Here is a 23,266-nt window from a genome sequence, read left to right on the forward strand (position 1 = left end):
TACGTTGACAAAAATAGAGTTTTATTCTATGTTTTTTCTTGTCGACTTAGAAAGGTTGACTTATCAATGAATCCATACGAAAAAATTAGAGAATTAACAAGGGAACGCGGACTTTCTGTAAGAGAATTGGAAAAAAGATTAGGTTTCTCCAACGGGTATTTCAGTAAGTGGAAAAACGTATCACCTAACTCGGAAGGACTACAAAAGGTCGCTGATTATTTCGACGTGTCAGTAGACTATCTTCTAGGACGTACCGATAATCAAGTAACTCAAAAAGAATCGTCTCAAACTAAACCAAAAGTAAAAATCTTATCTCGAAAAATGGAGAACCTTGATGATTCTCAATTAGATGCTTTAGATGGGTTGATTGATCAATTTTTCGATAAAAATTTGGTAAAGGTTCTGATGACAATTAAGAAGCCAGATTATAACACAGCCACTTTCATTGCACACAGAGTTTTCGGTTCTTTCACTGATTGTTCTTTTCCAGTCAATATTCTTCAATTATGCAATAACCTTTATAAAACCAAGTTAGCTACATATGAAGAATTTGCAGATGAAATAGGTAAAAGTATTGATTATGTAGCTAAAACTATCGGTAAAAACAATGATGCATTTACGCTCAACCGGGGTGGAGAATTTATTATAGTTTTCAATGATGATATAGTTGACAATGTTGTGAAACGTATTCGCTTTTCAATAGCACATGAAGTCGGGCATATCATGTTAAGTCATTTCAATGATGGAGATTTAGTTTTAACTCGAGGTGGCTTAACAGAAGAAAAATACAAAGTATTAGAAATTGAAGCTGATAAATTTGCTCAAGAATTATTGTTGCCCACATTTCTTGTCAACGAAGACAGTTCAATTGAAACCTTAAGTAAAACTTTTGATGTTAGTAAACAAGTTGCGAAAATCGCTCTTAATGCCAAACAAAAATACCCTTGGATAAAAGCAACGTTACCCTATAGAGCGCTTTTTAGAAGCAAACAAAATCGAATAAAATTCATTTCGTTGAAAAGCGCACGTCTAATTGAAGCTAGAGACTCCATGAATTTTCATTCATTTATTCAACGACTATGGATAAAGCCGAATTACTATTTTTGCATTCATTGTAAAAATGTGGACAAAACATTGGAAACAGAAGTATTTTATTGTCCAATTTGCGGGTCTAAAGAATTGGAAGTCGTTTCAGAAAAAAACTATTTTTTATTTCACGAACAGAAAGAGAGAGAAATGATGTCCTATTCATCTTTAGAAGTAGATAATGAAGGTAGATTAACAGAAAATTGCCCAATATGTAGCAATGATCATGTAAGTGATAACTATTGTTCCGTTTGTGGTATTGGAGTTATTAATTCATGTTCAGGAATGAGAAAAACCAATGATAATTGGAATAATGGCTATGAGGAAGAAGAAGCCTGTGAAGGTCCGTTGTTGGGCTCTGATAGATACTGCCCAAAATGTGGCTGCGAGTCAACATTCTCCTTTAACGGACTACTTAAACCTTGGGACTATGTATCAACCAATCCTTCTGCTTCAACATTTCAGATTGATATCGCAGATGATCAATTACCCTTCTAAAAAGCAAACTAACCAGCACCACGAATGCTAGTTAGCCTAATGTCCTCATTTTCATGAGTATTGATATAAATACATTATATCATAGAAATGAGGGCTCATATATGTCAATTAGTTTTGTAGCGATCGATTTCGAAACTGCCAATAGTAAACGTGCATCAGCTTGTTCAGTGGGATTAGTAAAAGTAATCAACGGTCAAATAGTAGATACTTTCTACAGCTTGATTGATCCTGAAGATGATTTTGATGATTTCAATATCATAATTCATGGAATTCTACCAGATGATGTGATTAACTCGCCTACATATCCATCAATAATAAAAAGTATAGAACGTTTCTCAGAGGACTTGCCCTTGGTAGCCCATTATGCTCCTTTTGATATGGGAGTTATTAGAGATTCCAACGATCGTTATGATATTGACGATTTTACAGCGAAATATATTGATAGCTATTACCTTTCTCGATTCTTAATTAGCACAATCAGTTATAAATTAAGGGATATAGCTACCTTGATAGGAGAACAGTTTCAGCACCACAATGCTTTAGAAGATGCCAGAATGGCGGCAATGCTTATCCTTTATCTTTGTAAACAGCATAATCTTTCTTATTTAAATGAACTGATGGATGTTGCACAGTATAAGAAATTCGGTGTCGTTGAAGGGAAAGAAGGTTCGGGCTTTAGGAGAGCTAAAGCTAGACGGAATAAACAGTCAAAATTAAGTAACGCTGACATTAAACAACTTGTTTCTTCAATTGATAAAGAAACCTTAGATGCCAGCCATCCTTTCTTTGAAAAAAACGCTTGTTTTACCGGAAAGTTGGAAAGTTTAACTCGCCTCGAGGGTATGACACTATTTGCACAAGTAGGCGGATTCCCTGAAAAAGGTGTTACACAGAAAACTAACTATCTAATTATGGGAGAACAAGATATGCGGATTGTTGGATCAGAGGGGAAATCTTCTAAAATAAAAAAGGCTGAGTCATTGTTGGCAAGAGGGCAAGATATACAATTACTAGGAGAAATGGATTTTCTGAAAATGATCGATTAAACAACTGAAAAATACTCCTCCCAAACCAGCGCCCCACGCTTGCTACGGAGGGAAAACAAATGGCAACAATCAAACAATATACGAAAAAAGATGGTTCTAAGGCTTGGCAGTTTCAAACCTATCTAGGTATCAACCAAGCAACTGGAAAAGAAATACGAACAACTAGACGAGGTTTTGGCACAAAAAAAGAAGCCCAACTGGAGCTTAACAGGCTCCTTGTGGACTTTGAGAAGAATGGACTACAGAAAAAAGAGAAAATCACATATCAAGAATTATACGATGAGTGGATTCTTCAGTATAAGAATACCGTAAAAGAAAGTACATTTGTTAAAACTAAGCGAATATTTGAAAACCATATACTTCCCTATTTTGGAGATATGCGAATGGAAAGTATTGAGATTAAGCATTGCCAGAAAGCTATAAATTTGTGGTCTAAGAATCTCAAACGATTTAAGATGGTTATGAATTACTCTGGAATGATATTTGATTATGCTATTCGTATTGGTTTGATCAGTCTGAACCCTACAAAACTTGTAACTAGGCCAGTGATTAAAGAGGTGATCGAGGAAAAAGAAGCAAACTTCTATACCAAAGAAGAATTGACACTTTTTTTCAACTGCTTAGAAAAGGAAAATGAGCCAAAAATCTATTCATTATTCCGTGTATTAGCTTTTACCGGAATGAGAAAAGGAGAAGCATTGGCTCTTACGTGGAATGATATAAACTTTGAGCAGCAAACTATTACCATCAGCAAAACTTTAACTCGTGGTGAAGAGTCTAAACTCATCATTCAAACACCGAAAACAGGCAATTCTAAGCGTGTTGTTAGCATAGATGATAAAACCCTTACCATCTTAAAACAATGGCGGAAAACGCAAAAGAAGCAGTATTTTTTTCTAGGATATAACACAATAAAAAAAGATCAGCTTCTTTTTAGTAATCTTCAAAATGATTATCTGCAACCTACCGTAACCCGAAAATATATAAAACAAGTCTGCAGCAAATATGACCTTAAGGAGATTACTACTCACGGTTTTAGACACACTCATTGTAGTTTACTATTTGAATCCGGCGCATCGATCAAAGAGGTACAGGATCGTTTAGGACACTCTGATATTCAGACAACAATGAATATCTATGCTCATGTTACGCAAGACACCAAAGAGAAAACTGCTAAACTATTTGCTAATTATGTTGGTATCTAAACTAATCGTATTCAAAACAAAAAAGCAGACAGTAGAAACACTGTACAATCCCCTGTACAATCACGTTTCTACTGTCTTACATTAAAAAACTTATGGAGACGGCGGGAGTCGAACCCGCGTCCAAACACATTGTCACTTAAACTTCTACGCTCATAGTCATACTATTTTAAGCTTCGCGCAAATCCATGCCGCATAACAGGCCCGAACTTTTGCTAGTCTGATGATCTCTTCTAAATTCTACAGACGGAAAAATTTAGCGTATCCCACTAATTTTGAGACCCTTACTTGAGCACATGGGCGATGCCAAGAGGATCTTCACCCGCTGGTTTTACGCAGCTAGAGCGAAAGTATTGTTATTGTTTTTAGCAGTTATATTTAACTGTAACGTTTTTACGTAGACGTAACCTACGAAGCGCAATTCAAGCTCAACTATGCCTGTCGAATCCGTAACGCCCCCAGAAAAATTGGTGCTACAATAGTATAACATAATTTCTAAGACAGATAAAGAACTACTCCTTATTTTCATCTGTTGATACAAAAAAGAGATAACACACTTGCTTTTCTAAACTGACGAGAAAACCTCTTGATTAAGCATAACATTTCCCTACTTAAATCAGCTAAATGATTGAATGCTAGTTTATCGTTGATTCTCCTCTTTTACTACAAAAAAACTTCCTCAAACACCAGATTATTCTCTACTGTTTAGGAAGTTTTTCTCTTATTGATTCTTTGTCGATTGTGTATTAAGTCAACATCTGCCCTGCTTGCTACTTCATAGTAATTATTGAATCCACATCCCTTTATACAAGACTAATCAAACTTTCTCAAATAGCCTGATAACAATTCTAATGCGGTATGCAGCGTTTCTTCCTTACAGCAATAGCCTAAGCGAGCATAGCCCGGCAAGTCGAAAGCAGTGCCGGGAACCAAAAGTACACCTGTTGCTTCTAACAGATCAATACAAAATGAAGGGTCATCCTGCGGAATATCCAACTTAATGAACGAAGTAGAGACGTAGTGCGGAGAGACCAATGTCACACGTGGTTCCTGTGCGATCCATTTATTCAATATGGCCAAATTATCCACTACGATTTTTTTATTTCTTTCTATTATCTTCTCTTTATTCCGCAGTGCATGAACAGCCAAATCATCTGAAATCACGCCACCACAAATCATCGTATAATCTCGATATTTTCGAAAAAGCTCTGCAATTTCACTACTAGAGGCTGTCCAGCCAATTCGAATGCCCGGAACAGAATACGTTTTTGACAGAGAATTAGTTGCAATTCCTTTTTCGTACAAATCAACAATAGAGACAAACTCTCCATCTCCAGCCAGTGGTGCGTATACCTCATCTACTACAATATAAGCGTCAACTTCTTTTGCCATTGCAACAATGTTCTGCAAACTGGTCTTATCAAGCAATGTTCCTGTTGGATTATTAGCACTATTCAAACAGATCATTTTTGTATTTGGTCGAATTTTTGACTTTAGCAGGTTTAAATCTAACTGCCATTGGTCCTCCTCTTTAAGCTCAACAAAATCAACGACAGCCCCCAGAGATTTCGGGATATCATATAATTGCTGATAGGTAGGAAGCATCGATACGACATGATCCCCGGGCTCTATTAAAGCAAAGAGAGCCAGCAGATTCGCTCCTGTCGCGCCGTTTGTCTGCAAAATATTTTCAGGTGCGACATTTTCATACAAAGAGGCGACTAGTTCTTTAAATGTATCTGATCCTTCGATCCACCCATAGTCTAAAGGTTGCTCACTCAATTTTTCAAAATATTCCGTCACCGAAGTGCCATCTAAACCAATCAATTCTTTTAATGTCAATGCTTCTATCGAGCTTTGAGAAATATCATATTTTGCTTTCTTTTCCCATGTATTTAACCATTCTTCAACACCAAAATTAGCAATTTGCATAATCTTCCCTCCGTTTTAAATTGAAATCATTCCTGTTGCAAGCATGACAATTGATACTACCGCTGCCGCAGCGATACAACCCATGACCATTTTTTCTTTGCCACCTACTGCATAAGATTTCTCCTGACAAGCTTTAAGATAGAAATAAAAACCTGGAATATAAGCGATGCTACACAGCAATATATAAGAAAACCCAGCCAAGGTTATTCCGATTATCTGAAAAGCAGTTGCTAAGACACCAATTATCAGCTGTTTCGTATCCTTTTGTTGGTGTGAATAGATGATTTGATATAGTCCTACGAGCAGATAACAGATTAAAATAGCTGCTGTACACAAAGAATAAGCAAATTGATAGGCATAATCGGTTACTAAAAAGGTTAAAAGAAATAAGTTCGTTAGACCTGCTGTTAAAAATAATGAATAGCTAGGTGCTTCTTTTTTATTCACATCGCCCCATTTTTTTGGCAACATACCATCACGAGCCATCAACATTGTTGTTTCTGCCGGAAGCATCGTCCAAGACAGCCAGCACCCAATAATAGAAACAATCAATCCAATGTTGATGACAGCTGCGCCCCACCCGCCGACAATATATCTCAAAATATTGGCCATCGCAGGTTGAGAAATTTCCGCTAGTTCGGTCTGACTCATTACGCCATAAGGTAATAGTGATGCCAAAATATAGATGAACAGTAAAACTAATAACCCCATAATCGATGCTTGCTGCGCATCAGAGCGTTTTTCTGCACGGTTTGCCAACACACTGGCTCCTTCGATACCAACAAAAACCCACATCATTACCATTAAACATCCTTTGATTTGGTCCCAAAGACCACTTGTATTACCTGCAGTACTACCTAAATTTTCTGCTACATTTCCCCAAAAATCTGCCGTAAAAATCCCTGCGTTAAATGCAACAATAGTTATGATCAAAAATAGAAATAACGGCACCAACTTACAGATAGTCACTACAGTATTAATAAAGCTGGCACTCTCAATCCCATTGTTCACTAGTAACGTCAACACCCAAATGAAGACACTGGCAAGCATAATGGATGGGATATTTTGCCCTCCCTTAAACACAGGTAAAAATTCTCCTAAAGCACTCATCAACATCGTAGCAAAGGCTACATTCCCTAACCATGCTGATAACCAATACCCCCAGCCGCTAATGAAACCTCCCAGCTTTCCAAATCCGGCTTCTGCATAACCAAATATCCCTCCATCTAAGTCAGGTCTTTTGGCACCTAGATTGTTTAGAGATAATACAAGAGCCAATATTCCAATTCCCACGATTACCCACGCCACAATCGCCGGTCCCGGAGCAGCTGAACCAGCTAAATCGCTTGTAATTCCAAATACGCCACTTCCTATGGACGAGCTGACAACGAGTGCAACCAAGCCCATTTTACTAATGCCTTTTCGCTTTTCTTCCATCTGTTTCTCCCCTCAAAACTTCATTTTGTACACGCTTTCATATTTGTCGAAAATATTGTAGCATGTCAAAAATTGCATCGAAGAGAAAATCATCACACTTAAAATGCTTGATAATACAAACGTGTTTGAAGAATAGTATGAATTTTCACTATTTTCACACAACCATTCATTCAACCCCAAAATGGCTGCATAAAAGCGATAATTTAAGTATAAAAATTCTTTTTTTACTTAAATCATCGCTAAAATAATATTTATTCAATAAATTCTTTCTTCTTCAGGTTACGTTGTATAGAGAAAATAGTGATATATAAGGAATTCATACAGAAAAAAGGAAAGAGATCATGAGAAAACATGCAGACCATTCGATTATTTTTGAATATTCTGTCAATATCTTTTTTTATGAATTCTAATAATTTAATGAGAAAAGAGGTTGGAAAGTCATTTCTCTCATGGAATGGGCGAACTGCATTCTATCATAAAAGCATCATTCGATTACATAGGTTGAGGTTTTCCTTAGTCATTCAGTCTTCGAAGCTTAGGTTATTGACTTTCTTTATCAATCCGAGTAATGCACTTTTCATAATTAATTGGAGCACTCTTTTAACTAAAAAAGCTATTGAACAACACAGCCTTATTCAAGCGCTGTATCGTTCAATAGCTTATGTGTTCCATGTTATTTAGAATCAGCCTTCTTTATAATAAGAAAACATCCAATTTGTTCCAAATTTATCTGTGACCATACCATATTTTTTAGTCCAGAACGTTGGTCCCAAAGGCATAGTAACTGTTCCTTCTTCTGCAAGTAATCCAAACTGACGATCGATTTGGGCCTCATCATCCGTGCTGACTACTAGAGACACATTATTTCCTTTTACTAAAGGTTGTCCCATACCATCCGGCACATCGGAAAACATGACGTATGTTCCTTCAATGATCATACTAGCGTTCAATATCAGGTCCTTCATTTCTTCAGAAACAGGATGCTCAGAGTCTTCCGGCATATCTCCAAATGTCATAATATTCGTTGTAGAGGTTTCAAAAACTTTTTCATAAAACGTAATTGCTTCTGCTGCTTCATTTTTGAAATTCAAGTACACTTCCATCATTGTTCCATCCTCTCTAATTGTTTTCTAGATTATCTCATGAAGAAAGGAACCATGCGAAGCATCTGCATCTTGATTCGTTAAAAATCTGATTGACCAATCAGGACCTCGGCAAATTTTTCTAGATATTCCTGATCGATCGCGTCATAGCTCGATGTTACCCCGCTGTCAATATCCAGCACACCAAGAAGGACTCCGTCTTTGACCATTGGCACAACAATTTCAGACATCGCTGCGGAATCACAGGAAATATAATTCTCATGGGTTTTGACATTATCAACAATCAGTGTTTCTTGCTTTTCTGCTGATTCTCCACAAACCCCTTTTCCCATACTGATTCTAGTACAGGAAACCTTCCCTTGAAACGGGCCTAATACAAGCTCATCTCCATTATATAAATAATAGCCTGCAAAAACCGTTTCCGGTAACGCATCCGCTAATAAAGCAGATGAATTGGCTAGATTTGCTATTTTGTCGTGCTCAATCTCTGTTAGCCCTTGTAGCTGCATGATCATCAGCTCATAGGTATCTCGTTTATGCTTCTCACTTCTCCACATTTTACCCTATCCCTTCATTCTTTTTACATTTTTTCTATAATAGCTTATTTTCTATAAAAATAAAAGGCGTACAGAAAATGAATACCTCATTTCCATACACCTAAACAATCCCAACATATCAATGATCCCCTAATTTCAACTGATCATTATAACTAATTCTATCAACTAATTCTCTTTCCTTAAGGGCTTGGATCAATCCCTCTTTCTGCTTTTTCGGCATGATAAAAATCCGCGAACCAGAAGTAAATTCCTCCGAAACAATCTCAATACTTTTTGTTCCAACAGTTACTGTCTGTATCTTCTCAAAACGAAGTTCCTTTTTTCGAAAGGGTAGTGAGTAGTGAATCATCAGCCCTTTGTCCGTCAATTTGAAATAACGATTGAGCCCCAATAAAGCAAAAATGAAAAAAACAGCCAGTACAATATTACTCACCAAATAAGGTCTTGTATACTCTAATGTCAAAATCAAACTCATGAATAATATGGCGAATGTGCAGGACCATGAAATAATGGCCGTTGATAATTCCGGCTGCCAATGATATTTTTTTTGTTTCATATAGCGACCCCTTACCTGAAAATTCATATGATATAATAGTAGCACACTTGTGCGACAAACAGAAAAATTAAAGGAGAAAATTATGTTACGAGTTTATGTCGACGCTGCAACAAAAGGAAATCCCGGTCCGAGCGGTGGGGGAATCGTTGTCACTGGAATGATTGAAGACACCGCCATACATGAACAGCTTCATTTTCCATTGGGAAATTGTTCAAATCATGAAGCGGAATTTAAAATTCTCCTGACTGCTTTAGACTGGTTGATCGAACATAGTTATACAGAAACGACCATCCTTATCCATTCGGATAGTAAAGTCACTGTCCAGACAATTGATAAAAACTATACTGGAAATCCAACCTTCCAACCCTATCTAAGTAGATTCCAAGAATTGGAAAAAGAGTTTTCTATGCTTCTTGTTCAATGGATTCCAGAAAGTAAGAACAAAGGCGCTGATAATTTGGCGCGACAAGCCTTAAGAAAATTTTTGAAAGATCGCGAAAAAACGTAGGCACCTACCCAGTTACCTCAAGATATATCTGTTATTCTCCTTCTGAAGTAATATCGGCAACTGTTCCTTTTGTCAGCTGAACGATTGCCAAGGGCTCCAACTCCATTTGTAGCCCTCTCTGTCCTGCCGAAACAATAATTTTTTCATAGTTGTCAGACTCACTGGCAAGATACGTAGGGAACAGCTTTTTCATGCCAATCGGCGAACAACCTCCTCGAATATAGCCTGTCGTAGCCTCCAACTCTCTTAAATGGAGCATTTCAACCTTTTTATTTCCACTCGCTTTTGCTAATTTCTTCAGATCAAGCTCCTTTGTCCCTGGAATAACCGCCACAATCGGTCCCGTCTTGTTCCCTACGGCAACCAACGTCTTGAATATCTTGTTTTCGTCTACACCTAATAATTGAGAAACACTATCTGTTCCAAGGTGTTCCTCTGTCCAAGGAAATTCATATTCTTGATACGTCACTTTCCTTTGCTCCACAATTCTCATTGCGTTTGTTTTATGTTTTTTCTTTTTGACCATGTTCTCACCTCTCAACTAAAGCCCTATTCCTATAGAAATCGCAAAGTGAAGCGATTAGACAGCAAGTTGTTTAAACAGCATTTGTCCTACATCACGTCGTAGATTTGATAACCCCAAGCGGCTCATTTTTCTATTTCCAAAAATAATACTTTGAGATAATTCCCTTCCGAAAACTGTGCGTTTACTTTGAAATCAGCAGGAAGTTGATAAATTTTTTCTATTTTATAAGAGACATTTTTAGCAATCAACGCTTCTGTCACGATCTTTTTAAATTTTGCCAAAGAAAGATTTGCTGCATTGGTCGACGCAATAATTGAGCCTTTAGCAGATAAAATATCGACAGACTGTTCAATCAGCTCCCCATAGTTTTTCGCCACAGTGAATACTTTCTTCTTGTTTCTTGCAAAGCTTGGTGGGTCAAGAACGATACAGTCATAGGACAGCTCTTTTCGTTTAGCATATTTGAAAAACTCAAATGTGTCCATCACAACGATTTTTTGCTGATCAGTTGACAACTGATTCACTTTAAATTGTTCTGTTGTTTTCGCAAAGCTACGTTTCGCCAAATCAACACTAGTTGTTTCATAAGAGCCGCCCATTGCCGCAGCAACCGAAAAGGCTCCTGTGTAACTGAACATATTCAATAGGCTTTTGCCACAGGCGTACCCATTGATTAACTCATTTCTAACTTCTTTTTGATCAAGAAAGATCCCTGTCATCAACCCTTCATTTAAATAGGTTGCATAAGACACGCCGTTTTCAGTAACTAAGAGTGGCCCCTGTGCTTTTCCTCCATACAGGTGCTGAGATTCAGGAAGTCTATTTGCTGAAAAGCGAATTTTTTCATACGCTCCAGCGATTTCTCCATAAACCTGTTTGAAACTATTCACAATTAGCTCACGATGCTTATAAATGGTCTCGTTATACCATGAAAAAACAGCAAAATCGTTGTATCGATCAATTGTCAAACCACCACAACCATCCCCTTCACCATTAAAAAGCCGATACGCCGAAGTCGTTGTATCTTTGTCATAGGAATGACGTTCTTCCTTGGATTCTCGAAATAACCGTTCAAAAAAAATGGCCGTTATTTCCTCCTTCCAGCTTAATAACCAACCGATCCCCTTGTTTTGTTTTGCTAAATAGCCATAAGCAATAAATCGCCCTGAAGTATCTGCAAATTCTACCCAATCACTAGGAAATTCTGTTGGAACTTTCTGTATATCTTCTTCCTGTATCAGTGGATAACCACTGTGAAATCTTGCCGCTGCTTGCTTCGTCACTTGAATTTTCACGTATTCTTCTCCCGCTTCTCTCTAATCTTGTTCTAGTAAATAGATCGCAGTATGAAGTATATCAAAAAATTCTTACAGTGACAAAAGAACCTTGTTTTATTGATTTGTTAAGCTCGAGCTTATGAAACATCTGCTGGCAGCTTCACTCTATTTCCCTTATGCACATAAATCACTATTATTCTCAGCCGTAAGTCTATTTGAACCATTGTTTTCTACTACTCAAAATACTAAATATTTTCCTGTTTTTTTGAAAATCTATGTATATTTATCCTAATTCTACATAGCGTAGTCTATTCTTTTTCAAAGATTCTTAAGGATTCTCAAAATTCCTAACAAAACGCATGAATAACTCCAGTGGATAATTGACAGCACCTGACTGACAAGGTAAAATTACATGTATGCAATTTACTATTTTCATGAAAACATGTTCTGTTTTTTCGAACGTAGTGTTGGAAAGGAATTATTATGTTAAAAAAAATTAAAATACCGAACTTTTTAAACACCAGATTGGGTTTATTTTCTACTGTAGGAGTGCTGCTTTGGCTGAAGAACCTTTTAGCCTATATGACAGATTTTCACTTAAGACTTGAAAATATCAATGAGTACATCATACTTCTGATTAATCCGATTGCGACCACTTTCTTTTTACTGGCGATTGCTCTTTATGTCCGTAAAACAAAACGTGCCTATGTCACAATGATGATTATCTATATTCTTATGACATTGCTCTTGTTTTCGAATATTGTTTACTATCGTGAATTTACAGATTTCATTACAGTAAATACGATGCTTGGCGCCAGCAAGGTTGCCAGTGGTCTCGGTGAAAGTGCTTTGCGCTTATTCAGACCGTATGATTTCATTTACTGGATCGATGTTCTTATTGTTGGTGGTCTGTTGATTTCTAAAAAAATCAAAATGGATGACAAGCCGATTCGCGCAAGAGTTGCTGTATCGATCAGCTTAGTTTCAGCTTTATTCTTTCTCTTCAACTTGTTTCTTGCTGAAACAGAACGTCCTCAATTGCTTGGAAGAGAATTTTCTCGTGATTACATTGTAAAATTTCTTGGTCTAAATGCTTTTACCGTTTACGATGGAGTAAAAACATATCAAACGAACCAAGTCAGAGCCGAGGCTAGTGACAGCGATATGCTAGCTGTTGAGGACTATGTGAAGGAACATTATGCAGCACCGAATGATGAAACGTTTGGTATTGCAAAAGGAAAAAATGTCATTTATATCCATTTAGAAAGCTTACAACAATTTGTGATTGATTATAAATTGAAGGATGAAAATGGTGTTGAGCACGAAGTGACGCCATTCTTAAACAGTTTGTTCCACAACAATAGTACTTTCAGTTTTGAAAACTTTTTCCATCAAGTAGGACAGGGAAAAACAAGTGATGCAGAAACCTTGTTCGAAAATTCATTGTTTGGCCTAAGTCAAGGCTCTCTGTTTACTCAAATTGGCGGAAAAAATACCTTTGAAGCAGCACCAACAATTCTTGATCAAACACAAGGATATACAAGCGCTGTTTTCCACGGAAATGCCGGTAACTTCTGGAATAGAAATGAAACATATAAAAATCTTGGCTATGATTATTTCTTTGATGCTAGCTACTATGATGTGAATGATGACAACTCATTCCAATATGGACTGCATGACAAACCTTTCTTTGAACAATCTGTTCAATATTTGGAGCGTCTGCAGCAGCCGTTCTATTCAAAATTCTTAGCTGTATCAAACCATTACCCTTACTCGCAGTTTACTAATGAAGAAGGTGGATTTCCAATTGCCAACACTTCTGACGAAACAATCAACGGTTACTTTGCTACAGCAAACTACCTTGATAAATCTGTTGAAGAATTTTTCAACTATTTAAAAGCTTCCGGGCTATATGAAAATTCTGTGATTGTTCTTTATGGCGATCACTATGGGATTTCTTCTTCAAGAACACAAAATCTTGCAGAGCTTCTTGGAAAATCAAAAGCAAGCTGGAATGATTTTGATAACGCCCAACTACAGCGAGTTCCTTATATGATTCATGTTCCAGGTCAGGAAAATGGTGGGATTAACTCTACGTATGGTGGTCAAGTTGACGCCTTACCTACCCTACTTCACCTATTGGGCGTAGATTCAGAAAATTATATCTTGCTTGGTCAAGATTTATTCTCTAAAGAAAATGATCAACTAGTAGCATTCCGAAATGGTAACTATGTTTCTAAGAAATATACAATGCTTGGTTCTAATATCTATGAAACAGCGACCGGTCGTCTGATCGATTCTCCTTCTGAAGAAATACAGCAAGAAGCAGAGACATTAAAAGACGCTGTTGCTACTCAGTTAAGTATGTCAGATGAAATCAACACAGGCGACTTGCTTCGTTTCTACACAGGTAGCGGTCTTAAAGCTGTAGATCCATCGATTTACAATTATAAAAATCAGCTGCAACAGTTGATTGATATTGAAAAAGAAAAAGGCGCTGATTCTACAAGTGTTTATAACAAAAACAACAACCAAACAACTGTAGGAGATTATCAAACAAATACCTATCAAGGCTACGAAAACACTAGCGGTCAATAATAATTTGAAAGAAGCTTGGAGCAAATGATTACTCCAAGCTTCTTTTTTGGCCTTAAGGAAACAAGAATCATCTTTTACCAATTCTACCTCAGTCAAATGTGCACAAAATTTTTCAACTTTATCGAAACTCTCACGCTTTTTTGTCAGTTCTTCATAATTAATTCATATTCTTTTTTTATAATTTTACTACAGGTAATCAAAGAGGTGAGAAATGTTGAAAAGCCTTCACTATGCTTTTGCTGATTTATATTACTACAAAAAGTCGACTCTTATTACAACAATCATGTTCTCCATTTTTTTACTAACATTGAACGTGATACGTAATCTGATCGATCTTAACAAATTCTGGATCAGCCAACTGGCAGAGTACGGTTCAGAAGAGAAGATGCTCCAATCCTATCAGAATTGGAACTCCATCTACTCAACCTTTTACATAGGCAGCATCATTCTTTTTGCTGCAGTTATCAGCATTGTTTTCTATTTTGGAATCAATGAACGAAAATCTCTAGTTCAAAAATGTCGACTTCTCGGCTTTTCAAAAATGTATATCTTGAAACAGGTATTAGTGGAAGTATTGATTATTACACTAGTTGCAACACTAATTGTCAGTTCATTTTTACTGATTTTTCAAAACGTGTACGAATCTGTATTGATTCATGTCCATTCTTTAGCTGAGGCTGAATCTCCATTAATAACTGGATCGCTTATTGTTACTGAAAATATCCCTGCATCAACTATTGGTGCCGATTATCAAACTGCTGGATTGTTTTCGTTTGATTTACAGCGTTTTTCTTTGATTGATATCTTTGCTAAGTTTAATAGAAACATTGCTGTTCTTATCGGAATCACACTGTTTACGGCTGCACTTTTCACGATTTGTGTCGTTCGTAAATCAAAAGTTACTTTTAGGAAGTGATGACTTGAATACTATTGGAAATTTTCAAACTGTTCTCCATCAAATCAATGCGTTGGACGAACATAAAGTTTTTGCAGTTCTCAAAGAAAAGGATCAGATACTTGAGGAGCTACCAGATTTTGTTGAAAATATCCTTCAGCAAAGTCATATGAAAGACATAGGCTTTCTACTGGATGATGCCGCGTTTTTCCCATCCTATTCAACCGTAGATAATCTTTTCATCTGCAGCTCTATCAAAGAAAGAGAACGAAAAATGATCCTCAAAGAATGGGCTGCATTTTTAAATATACCTATGTTTACTTTTTCAGATTCCTTTGACACGCTATCAACGTTTCAACAGGTCAAGCTCCAACTGATGCAGCTTGTTTTAGCTAATAAAAAGAAAATTATTTTAGCGAATGATTTCTCCAAGCTCAGTGTTTATGAGAAACAACAGCTATTTCCTTTGTTGAACGAGCTGGCTACAAAATACTCCATTTCTTTATGGCTGATCACTGATGATCAAAAAATCGCTGATAGCCCTTATTTTGATAAAGTAACCTTTTCTTAAAGAGTAAACATACTAAGATTAGTGGGTAAGATATTCGACGGAATAGCTTACCCACTATTTTCTATTTATAGCGTATAGTGGGAGTGAAAGGAAGCTCGGACATGACCTCGTGGACTTCGAGTCCGAAGTGCAAAATGAGCTCCTTCACTGACATTTTAGAATCTGGTTTAAGTATGTTGGGACTCCGAGTCCGTGTAAAGGAAAGTAGAATTGAAATGGTTCAGTGAAGGTCTTTCTATAAAAAGAGAAGGAGAGAAAAAACTATGTCATCTATTTTAGCTTTTGATGTATCAAAAGGAGAAAGTTACAAAGCACTCTATCAGGACAACTTTTGCTTATCTGAGGGAAAAGTAGTTCACAATCAAGAAGGATTTCAGCTGCTATTAGAGGAAATTCAGACCTTACCAGAGGTCCCTGAAATTGTTTTTGAAGCAACAGGTATCTACTCACGTCCCTTAGAAAAGTTTTGTCAGGATAATAAACTGACCTACTGCCTTCTAAATCCTTTAGAAGCAAAAAAACAGATGGAGGAAGGCTCGCTTCGTAGCTGGAAAACGGATAAATTTGATGCTCATAAACTGGCTCAAACTCATTGTAAAAATAGACGCCAACCAAAGCTACACCAACAAGCAATCTATCTCGAACTACGAGAACTTGCCCGCTTCTATCAGGAAATTGAGACGAAAATCAGTCATGTTCGTATGAATCTTCATAATGCTCTTCAATTGACTTTTCCTGAATTGGAACAGTTCTTTTCCAGCCGTATCACTCCCTATGCCTTATCCCTGATTGAATGTTTTCCACATCCTGCCTTCGTTCTCGCTTCCAGTCGAACAAAAATCAAAAATCGATTGATGAAAACAACGAGGAAACGAATTTCTGAAAATAGGGCTTGGCAGAAAGCTGACCAGATTTTCATTTACGCCTCAAACTCTTATCCAGCTGTTGAGTCCAATAGTGTTCTCTGTCAGAAAGTCATTTACTATGCCCAGCTTCTTCAGGACCTATTAGAACAGAAAAATAAATTGATGGAACAAATGATGAACGCTGCTCATCCTCTTGAAGAATTTGAGTTGTATCAGACGATTCCAGGAATTGGTGCGCCAACGGCTGCACTTCTGATTGGAGAATTAGGCGATATTCGATGTTTCTCTACATCAAACAAACTCAATGCATTTGTCGGGATTGATATCCGGCGGTTTCAATCTGGATCATATATAGGAAAGGATCATATCAATAAAAGAGGGAATCCAAAGGGGCGAAAGATTCTTTACTTTACTATTCGTAATATGATTCGACAACAACACGCCGCCTCCAATCATATCGTCGACTATTATTATAAATTAAAAAAGCAACCCCTTCCTAAAATGGAAAAGGTTGCCACAGTTGCCTGCATGAACAAGCTCCTGAAGTGTATGCATTCCATGGTTAGGAATCATACAAGGTACGCTTATGCGTATACGGCCTCCAACGACCAATAAGGACGAGTCCTTATTCTAAAATTATAGCACAAACTAGATGAAAAATTCAGAGATCCATCTAGTTTATTTAGTGTACTTTCAGATAGTTCTTCACTTCTTTAAAAACTATAAGGAATTTGTTTCCACTTTCCCCTTGACTAATCGTAGGAAAGAGGTTGTGACAGAAGTGGTCAGCTTCAAGCAATAAGGCGGAAATTCCGAAAATTGTCCCATAAATTTTTGTTAATTTTCGACTTATTGTCGAAAAGCCTTGAAACACAGTGGTTTACCACTGATGTTGAGCGGACATCGACGCAGCTCGCTGCTAGTAGCTGCTTTTGGAACACCGTTTATTCGGTTTAAAAGGTCTGAGGCATACTAATGTCTCAGACCCTTTTTTGCGTTCCATAATAACTGTGTTGATCCCATATCCATCAATCTCCTCTAAGCTTTGACACACACAAGGAATCGCTCATAAAAATAAATGAGCTAAGATTGTAGACTATCAGAGAGCTTTATTGCTACAGATAAATACTGCTGAATAGTACTTAGACTGACCATCAAAAACCTTTATTTTGGAAAAACTGGCAAAGTTTCGATTTCTCTAATTACTATTAGAAAAAGCTTGAACTAAAAACAGAAAAATTCTGATTTTTTAGCTCAAGCTTAGTGATTTCTATTCTTTTATTTCCACATCTGGGAAAGTGATTGTAAAGGTTGTTCCCTTATTCAGCTCACTCTCTACAGAAATATTTCCTTTATGAAGTCGAACGAGCTGCTGAACGATTGGCAGACCAAGTCCAGACTCTCCATACTTCGTATTCTTTCTTGAAGGATCAGCTTTATAATAGCGATCCCATATGTTTACCAATTGTTCTTCACTCATCCCAATGCCCGTATCCGAAATCCTGATAATTGTTTCAAGATACCCCTTCTCCACTTGAACACGAATATCCCCATCCTTAGTAAATTGGATGGCATTTTGGAGAATGTTAACAACGATTTGAACAAAACGGTCATAATCTGCATAAACCTCTACAGAATCCACTGCATCTAAATACAAAGTATCACCCGCTGCTTCAGCTTTCTTATTCAATTGAGTAAAAATATTTTTGATTGTTTCAACAGCATCGAATTTTTTTACAACGATACTGATTTGGTTCGTCCGTATTTTTTCATAATCCAGATTCTCATTGACCAGGCGAATCAAACGCGCCGTTTCATTCTGCATTAGCTTCAACGCATTCGCTTTTTGATTTTCAGGAATGGCATCATACTCCAAGCCTTCCAAAAGACCATTGATTGTTGTCAATGGTGTGCGCATTTCATGAGAGGCATCAGCCATAAACTGTCTGCGTCGCTCCTCCTGCCGCTCGATCTCCAACTGTGATTCTGCCAGTGATTCTGCCATTTTATTGAAATCTTCCGCTAAATCGTCAAACTCATCCTTATCATGAACATCCAATTTGATATCAAAGTTTCCACTAGTGATCTCTCTGGTTGCTTTACGCATCCGATTGATACGCTTCACCTGGAATGCTGCCAGACCATAGCTGACAAATAATGCGATCACACTGGAAATCAAGAAGCCTTTAAACAAATTCGAGGTTACTTGAGCGACACTGTCTGACACATTTTTTGCCGGTTGTGTAGCAACAAGGTAGCCAACCAAATTCTGGCTTTCCGAACCATTATAAGAAATCGACAACATAACTGGTGAAAGAACATACGAAGTTGCTTTTTCTTTGCCATAAAGATCCTTGTCGATAGTTTTGTAGACCCGTTCACCTTTAGATAAAACTTTAAATTCTTTTTCTGAAATCGAAAAATCCAAGGGTTCCTCCGTTGCCTGAGGAAATTGCTGATTCATATCTACATCGAAATAGACAAATTGCACATTTTGATTTTTTAAAATTCCTTCTGTTAATTCAAAGGCAGCATTCACTCTCATCTGTTCAGTAGGTAAGCTGTTATTAAAATATGACTTTGCTCGTAATGCCTCTTCTGCATAGCCATATAGCCGTTCATAATTATCTTCCTGCATCGTTGTTTTCGTCAATTGCGTAAATGACGTCCCAACAATAACAATAATCAAAATAATGATCCCCCAAAAAGCTAGTAGCTGCTGATACAAATATTTCATGAAGAAACACCAGAGTCGTCAAATTTGTACCCAACGCCCCAAACAGTCTGAATCACTTGTGGACCTACTTTTTCGATTTTTTGTCTCAGTTTTTTTATATGAGCATCGACTGTTCGCTCATCACCAAAGTATTGATAATCCCAAACCATTTCCAAAAGCTGTTCTCTTGAAAATACTTGACGTGGTTTTTTGGCCAGCGTATATAGAAGGTCAAATTCTTTTGGTGTCAAGCCTTCAATCAACTGATCATCCAAATAGGTTTCTCTGGTTTTGGTATTCATTTTAAAATGCTTCGTCACCACATCGAAAGCCTCATCTGATTGCTCATCTTCTCCCGCGTGATCGACCAGCTCAGAACGTCTATGTAAGGCTTTCATTCTAGCTATCAGCGTCAACGGACTGAACGGCTTAGTGACATAATCATCCGCGCCCATTTCCAGACCGATTACTTGATCACTTTCAGAATCTCTGGCTGTCAGCATAATAATCGGTACCGTATTAGAAGCCTTCCTAATTTCCCGACAAACGGCCATTCCGTCCATCGACGGCAGATTTAGATCAAGTGTGATCATGTCCCATTTTTCCGGACTTTCCATAAATGTGTCTAAGCCCTTCTTCCCATCATACTCAAAAACGGCTTCCCAGCCTTCATTCAGGAAAAACATCTGCATCATTTCTGAAACAGACTCATTATCTTCTATCATTAATACATTCATAATCGTTCCTCATTCCTTTACCAACCATATTTATATTCTACGAACCGCGCAAATTGCTCACTATACGAAAAGGGGCTCTCGCCTTTCATAACACTGAAAATTTTTCTTTATTGCTTCTTATTCGTATTCACCTATAAGTATACTCTAAAAAATGCGCCACTCCAATAAATTCTATTTTTCTTCAAGAAAGGTTTGCCATTTATTCATGATTCACCATGATTTTCGAACAAAAAAACCAACCTCTATTTAGAAGTCGGAATTTTTCTCTTCTTTCGGTTTTGATAAAAACAAATTGCTCCACCTGTCAGTTGCACTAGCAAAACAGCACCCAGTAACAGACTCAAGAAGAAATGCTCCTGAAGAAGCGACCTCCTAAGTAAAACCACTACAATCAAGCTGCTTGCCGAATACAATGACCATTGTTTGTCCATGTCCAAAAGACCCCTTTGATTTATTACGTCAAGCATAGGACTTTTCTTACTAAAAATCAAGTGAATAAAGGAAAATCATTGTATACATTAAAAAAATCTCATGGTTCTCAGGAGGTCTTCTTTGGTTCCACTCAGCTGCAAAAAATGGTAAACTGATTCTGTTATTAATTACAAATCGTAGAGGTCATTATGGAAAAAACAATAAATTATGAAATACAGCTCTTGTTTGATTGCTGTCTAACAGCAGGAAGGATCATGATGGAAAATGGTTCTGAGGTTTACCGAACAGAGGATACAATGAATCGCATCGCAGCAAATGCCGGTTATTCTGACAGTGTGACCCACGTTACCGTAACAGGTATTTTTATGGGCTTTCGGTCGGTGCCTTATACTCAATTGGAAAACATTCGGGAACGCAGTATGAACTTAGAAAAAGTTGCTGCTGTCAATCATCTCTCGAGACAGTATGAGAAAAAGGAGCTCTCTTTGGCTGAGCTGCATCAACAACTAAAAAAAGTAGATGTAGAGACGCCTAGCTTTCCTATCACACTTCAAATTTTTACTGCCGGCATCGTCAGTTGCACACTGATGTATATTTTCAGCGGTTCAATGAACGATTTTGTTGCTGCTTTCTTTGTCGGTATGCTGGGCTTTACTGTTTCCTATTTAATCAAGAAGTATTTAAAAATGAAATTCATGGATGACTTCGTTGCCTCTGTCATCATTGGTCTTTCGGCATACTCACTCGTTAAGCTGAATCTTGCTGTCAATATGGACAATATCATTATTGGCTCGGTGATGCCTCTTGTGCCCGGAGTAGCAATCACTAATGCATTTCGGGATATATTATCCGGACATCTGATCAGTGGCATGGCACGAACGACAGAAGCCTTATTTGTTGCCGGATCGATTGGCATCGGTATCGCAATGGTCTTTATTCTATTTTTATAGGGAGAACAACAGATGAACATTCTTTTACAATTCTTATTTAGCTATTTGGGGACCGTGGCTTTCGGCGTAATCACAAATATTCCGAGGAAAGCACTGAATGTCTGTGGTATCACGGGTGCACTTGGCTGGATGATTTTTATTCTTACTCGTAATCTTGAGGTTGGTGACGAATTTGCCAATTTCTTCAGTGCCCTTTGCATTGGCTTACTCAGCATTTATTTTTCCAGAAAAAAGAAAATGCCTACGATCATTTTCAATATCCCGAGTCTTGTTCCATTAGTCCCAGGTGGTCCGGCCTATCAGGCAGTTAGAAATTTTGTTTTGGATAACTATATCTCAGGTCTCCACAGTACAATGACTGTAATCATGACTGCTGGATCGATCGCCGCAGGATTTATGGTCACAAGTATGGTGGAAAAGCTGCTGAAACGAATGGCTGCTAAAAAGCATCGATCCATATAGAGGATAGTACCAAACAATAAAAAACATGTGAATCGTTTGCCTTTTTAAGCGGTTCACATGTTTTAGCTTTTATTAAAGTCATTAGGTCTATTTATCGAGCTTCCGCTGTTCTTCCATCATTCGTCGCATTTCTTCTGCCTTTTGCTTGATACAATCCGCAGTAAAAATCACTTCTTTTCCTTCGGCTGCTCCCTTCAACCTTCTCAATTCATAATGCCACCCGGCAATATCCTGATAAAGATTTGGAAAGCTATCCGGTAGAATTTCCAGAAAGTCCAGATTCGTTTCATTTGGTATGTTCTCTTTCAAGCGAAAGCTGATTTCTCCTGAATCCCACATCAACTTGAAGTAGGTGGGTTTATCATAGGCTAAAACATCCATTTCAGCTTTGAATCCATCGGCCTTAAATGTCAGAACATTCTTTTCAGTGAGATGTTCCGCATCTAATTCCGGAAACCATTTAGCCAGTCCCTCTGTTGTTGTCAGCAACTGCCAAACCTTGGAAACAGAGGTATGAATCACTAATTCCTGTTGGAAAAATATCTTGTTTTCTTGATGATAAAGCTTCATACATTCTCCCCCTTTTTTCTCTACCCATCATAACACAATCTATTCCCAGTCAGCAGTGGAAGGCATTGCCAATAAGATCAACAGAATCTTCTAGAAGATTGATCGGTCAAAATTTATTTAAACTTATCAATACTATATAAGCAACAAGTCACTCAGCTATGCAAATAATCGTTCTTATAGTTCAAAAGTTTTTCCAGTATTGTCTATTCAACATTTACTTATAGCGTTTGACTCACTTTATTTTTTAAGCAGAAAGCGCGCAGTGATTTCAATGGTATTATCTGGCTTTGAGCCATCATAATAATTAACATCTGTTGTTTCCGCAGTAACACGAATCACTAAAACGCCTCCCTCTCTCTCTAAAACTTCCATCTGATTCTTCCTCATAGGCTGATGCGCACAATAATACATCAGAGCGTCACTTTCATTCTCTTTGTTCTGGTTTTCCATAATGAATCCTGCTTTTACATCCTCTTTGTTAAGAGTTGCCGCGTAAAAAGAAATATCCAGATTTGGCTCTGCATCTAAGCTTTTAGTATCCTCGTTCAAATTTTCTCCTGGGCCACACGCAATTTCTAGCCATAAGGAATAAGGATCGTCCCATGTACCATCTCCATCTAAAATGCGCCATGTTGCATTTTTTACCGGATAAATTTCTTCTCCGCAAAATCGTTTTAAAATGAGCTTATTCACCTTCATCCTCCTTTCCTCTTTCAGATCCAGTTAATTATTCAAAATAAA

The 23,266-nt window shown here is 37.4% G+C and carries 22 protein-coding genes and 1 other RNA gene; 10 read left to right on the forward strand and 13 right to left on the reverse strand.

Translation table 11 applies throughout. The features are described from left to right. Positions 1–66: 66 nt before the first annotated feature. The 3 genes from A5888_RS04775 to A5888_RS04785 all read left to right on the forward strand — a co-directional run bounded on the left by A5888_RS04775 (position 67) and on the right by A5888_RS04785 (position 3,835). A complete protein-coding gene (locus tag A5888_RS04775) occupies positions 67–1,584 on the forward strand; it encodes an XRE family transcriptional regulator (protein WP_086348059.1) in 1,518 nt (505 codons plus the stop codon). A gap of 101 nt (positions 1,585–1,685) precedes the next feature. Further along, positions 1,686–2,630 (forward strand): exonuclease domain-containing protein, encoded by a 945-nt coding sequence (locus tag A5888_RS04780; RefSeq protein WP_170924706.1) that lies wholly within the window; start codon positions 1,686–1,688, stop codon positions 2,628–2,630. A 59-nt stretch (positions 2,631–2,689) separates the two neighbouring features. Further along, complete coding sequence (locus A5888_RS04785) at positions 2,690–3,835, forward strand: tyrosine-type recombinase/integrase (RefSeq protein WP_086348061.1); 1,146 nt, start codon at positions 2,690–2,692, stop codon at positions 3,833–3,835. Positions 3,836–3,925: 90 nt separating this feature from the next. Here A5888_RS04785 and ssrA read toward each other — a convergent pair. From ssrA to A5888_RS04815, 6 genes are all read right to left on the reverse strand, one after another. Next, positions 3,926–4,292: a transfer-messenger RNA gene (ssrA, locus tag A5888_RS04790) on the reverse strand. A 353-nt stretch (positions 4,293–4,645) separates the two neighbouring features. Further along, positions 4,646–5,764 (reverse strand): aminotransferase, encoded by a 1,119-nt coding sequence (locus A5888_RS04795; RefSeq protein ID WP_086348062.1) that lies wholly within the window; start codon positions 5,762–5,764, stop codon positions 4,646–4,648. A gap of 15 nt (positions 5,765–5,779) precedes the next feature. Then, positions 5,780–7,201: an arginine-ornithine antiporter gene (gene arcD / locus A5888_RS04800; protein WP_086348063.1), complete on the reverse strand. Its 1,422-nt coding sequence runs from the start codon at positions 7,199–7,201 to the stop codon at positions 5,780–5,782. A 683-nt stretch (positions 7,202–7,884) separates the two neighbouring features. After that, positions 7,885–8,307, reverse strand: a complete 423-nt coding sequence (locus A5888_RS04805) for a VOC family protein (protein WP_086348065.1) — start codon at positions 8,305–8,307, stop codon at positions 7,885–7,887. Positions 8,308–8,384: 77 nt separating this feature from the next. Continuing rightward, positions 8,385–8,861 (reverse strand): GAF domain-containing protein, encoded by a 477-nt coding sequence (locus A5888_RS04810; protein WP_086348066.1) that lies wholly within the window; start codon positions 8,859–8,861, stop codon positions 8,385–8,387. A 118-nt stretch (positions 8,862–8,979) separates the two neighbouring features. Next, positions 8,980–9,417 (reverse strand): EbsA family protein, encoded by a 438-nt coding sequence (locus tag A5888_RS04815; protein WP_339101975.1) that lies wholly within the window; start codon positions 9,415–9,417, stop codon positions 8,980–8,982. A gap of 82 nt (positions 9,418–9,499) precedes the next feature. Here A5888_RS04815 and A5888_RS04820 point away from each other — a divergent pair, with 82 nt between their 5' ends. Next, positions 9,500–9,925: a ribonuclease HI family protein gene (locus A5888_RS04820; RefSeq protein ID WP_086348067.1), complete on the forward strand. Its 426-nt coding sequence runs from the start codon at positions 9,500–9,502 to the stop codon at positions 9,923–9,925. Positions 9,926–9,956: 31 nt separating this feature from the next. On the opposite strand, the gene ybaK is transcribed toward A5888_RS04820, so the two are convergent. Continuing rightward, entirely contained in the window at positions 9,957–10,451 is a 495-nt protein-coding gene (gene ybaK / locus A5888_RS04825) for a Cys-tRNA(Pro) deacylase (protein WP_086348068.1), read from the reverse strand. Positions 10,452–10,573: 122 nt separating this feature from the next. Further along, positions 10,574–11,746: a class I SAM-dependent rRNA methyltransferase gene (locus tag A5888_RS04830; RefSeq protein WP_086348069.1), complete on the reverse strand. Its 1,173-nt coding sequence runs from the start codon at positions 11,744–11,746 to the stop codon at positions 10,574–10,576. 465 nt (positions 11,747–12,211) lie between these two features. Between A5888_RS04830 and A5888_RS04835 the strand changes: the two genes are divergently transcribed. From A5888_RS04835 to A5888_RS04850, 4 genes are all read left to right on the forward strand, one after another. Further along, positions 12,212–14,326 (forward strand): LTA synthase family protein, encoded by a 2,115-nt coding sequence (locus tag A5888_RS04835; RefSeq protein WP_086348070.1) that lies wholly within the window; start codon positions 12,212–12,214, stop codon positions 14,324–14,326. A 211-nt stretch (positions 14,327–14,537) separates the two neighbouring features. Next, the gene (locus A5888_RS04840; RefSeq protein ID WP_086348071.1) at positions 14,538–15,242 is read left to right on the forward strand and encodes an FtsX-like permease family protein; all 705 of its coding nucleotides are present in this window, start codon (positions 14,538–14,540) and stop codon (positions 15,240–15,242) included. Positions 15,243–15,246: 4 nt separating this feature from the next. Then, on the forward strand, positions 15,247–15,792 hold the full coding sequence (locus A5888_RS04845) for a hypothetical protein (RefSeq protein WP_086348072.1): 546 nt from the start codon (positions 15,247–15,249) through the stop codon (positions 15,790–15,792). A 263-nt stretch (positions 15,793–16,055) separates the two neighbouring features. After that, entirely contained in the window at positions 16,056–17,273 is a 1,218-nt protein-coding gene (locus A5888_RS04850; protein ID WP_086348073.1) for an IS110 family transposase, read from the forward strand. Positions 17,274–17,928: 655 nt separating this feature from the next. Here A5888_RS04850 and A5888_RS04855 read toward each other — a convergent pair. The 3 genes from A5888_RS04855 to A5888_RS04865 all read right to left on the reverse strand — a co-directional run bounded on the left by A5888_RS04855 (position 17,929) and on the right by A5888_RS04865 (position 20,542). Further along, positions 17,929–19,395, reverse strand: a complete 1,467-nt coding sequence (locus tag A5888_RS04855; protein WP_086348074.1) for a sensor histidine kinase — start codon at positions 19,393–19,395, stop codon at positions 17,929–17,931. Then, positions 19,392–20,111 (reverse strand): response regulator transcription factor, encoded by a 720-nt coding sequence (locus A5888_RS04860; protein ID WP_086348075.1) that lies wholly within the window; start codon positions 20,109–20,111, stop codon positions 19,392–19,394. Before A5888_RS04860 ends, A5888_RS04855 begins: the two co-directional genes overlap by 4 nt. Before the next feature lie 242 nt (positions 20,112–20,353). Next, positions 20,354–20,542 carry a hypothetical protein gene (locus A5888_RS04865; protein WP_086348356.1) on the reverse strand — a complete coding sequence of 63 codons (189 nt, stop codon included), beginning with the start codon at positions 20,540–20,542 and terminating at the stop codon, positions 20,354–20,356. 189 nt (positions 20,543–20,731) lie between these two features. Here A5888_RS04865 and A5888_RS04870 point away from each other — a divergent pair, with 189 nt between their 5' ends. Continuing rightward, entirely contained in the window at positions 20,732–21,493 is a 762-nt protein-coding gene (locus A5888_RS04870) for a threonine/serine exporter family protein (protein ID WP_086348076.1), read from the forward strand. 12 nt (positions 21,494–21,505) lie between these two features. Further along, positions 21,506–21,955: a threonine/serine exporter family protein gene (locus A5888_RS04875; protein ID WP_086348077.1), complete on the forward strand. Its 450-nt coding sequence runs from the start codon at positions 21,506–21,508 to the stop codon at positions 21,953–21,955. An 87-nt stretch (positions 21,956–22,042) separates the two neighbouring features. On the opposite strand, the gene A5888_RS04880 is transcribed toward A5888_RS04875, so the two are convergent. Together A5888_RS04880 and A5888_RS04885 are read right to left on the reverse strand one after the other, a co-directional pair. Continuing rightward, positions 22,043–22,525, reverse strand: coding sequence for an SRPBCC domain-containing protein (locus A5888_RS04880; RefSeq protein ID WP_086348078.1), 483 nt, complete (start codon positions 22,523–22,525; stop codon positions 22,043–22,045). A 237-nt stretch (positions 22,526–22,762) separates the two neighbouring features. After that, positions 22,763–23,218, reverse strand: coding sequence for a hypothetical protein (locus tag A5888_RS04885; RefSeq protein WP_139843811.1), 456 nt, complete (start codon positions 23,216–23,218; stop codon positions 22,763–22,765). Positions 23,219–23,266 lie beyond the last annotated feature (48 nt).

This window comes from Enterococcus sp. 9E7_DIV0242 (assembly GCF_002140975.2).
In the GTDB taxonomy this organism is placed as follows: domain Bacteria; phylum Bacillota; class Bacilli; order Lactobacillales; family Enterococcaceae; genus Enterococcus_L; species Enterococcus_L clewellii.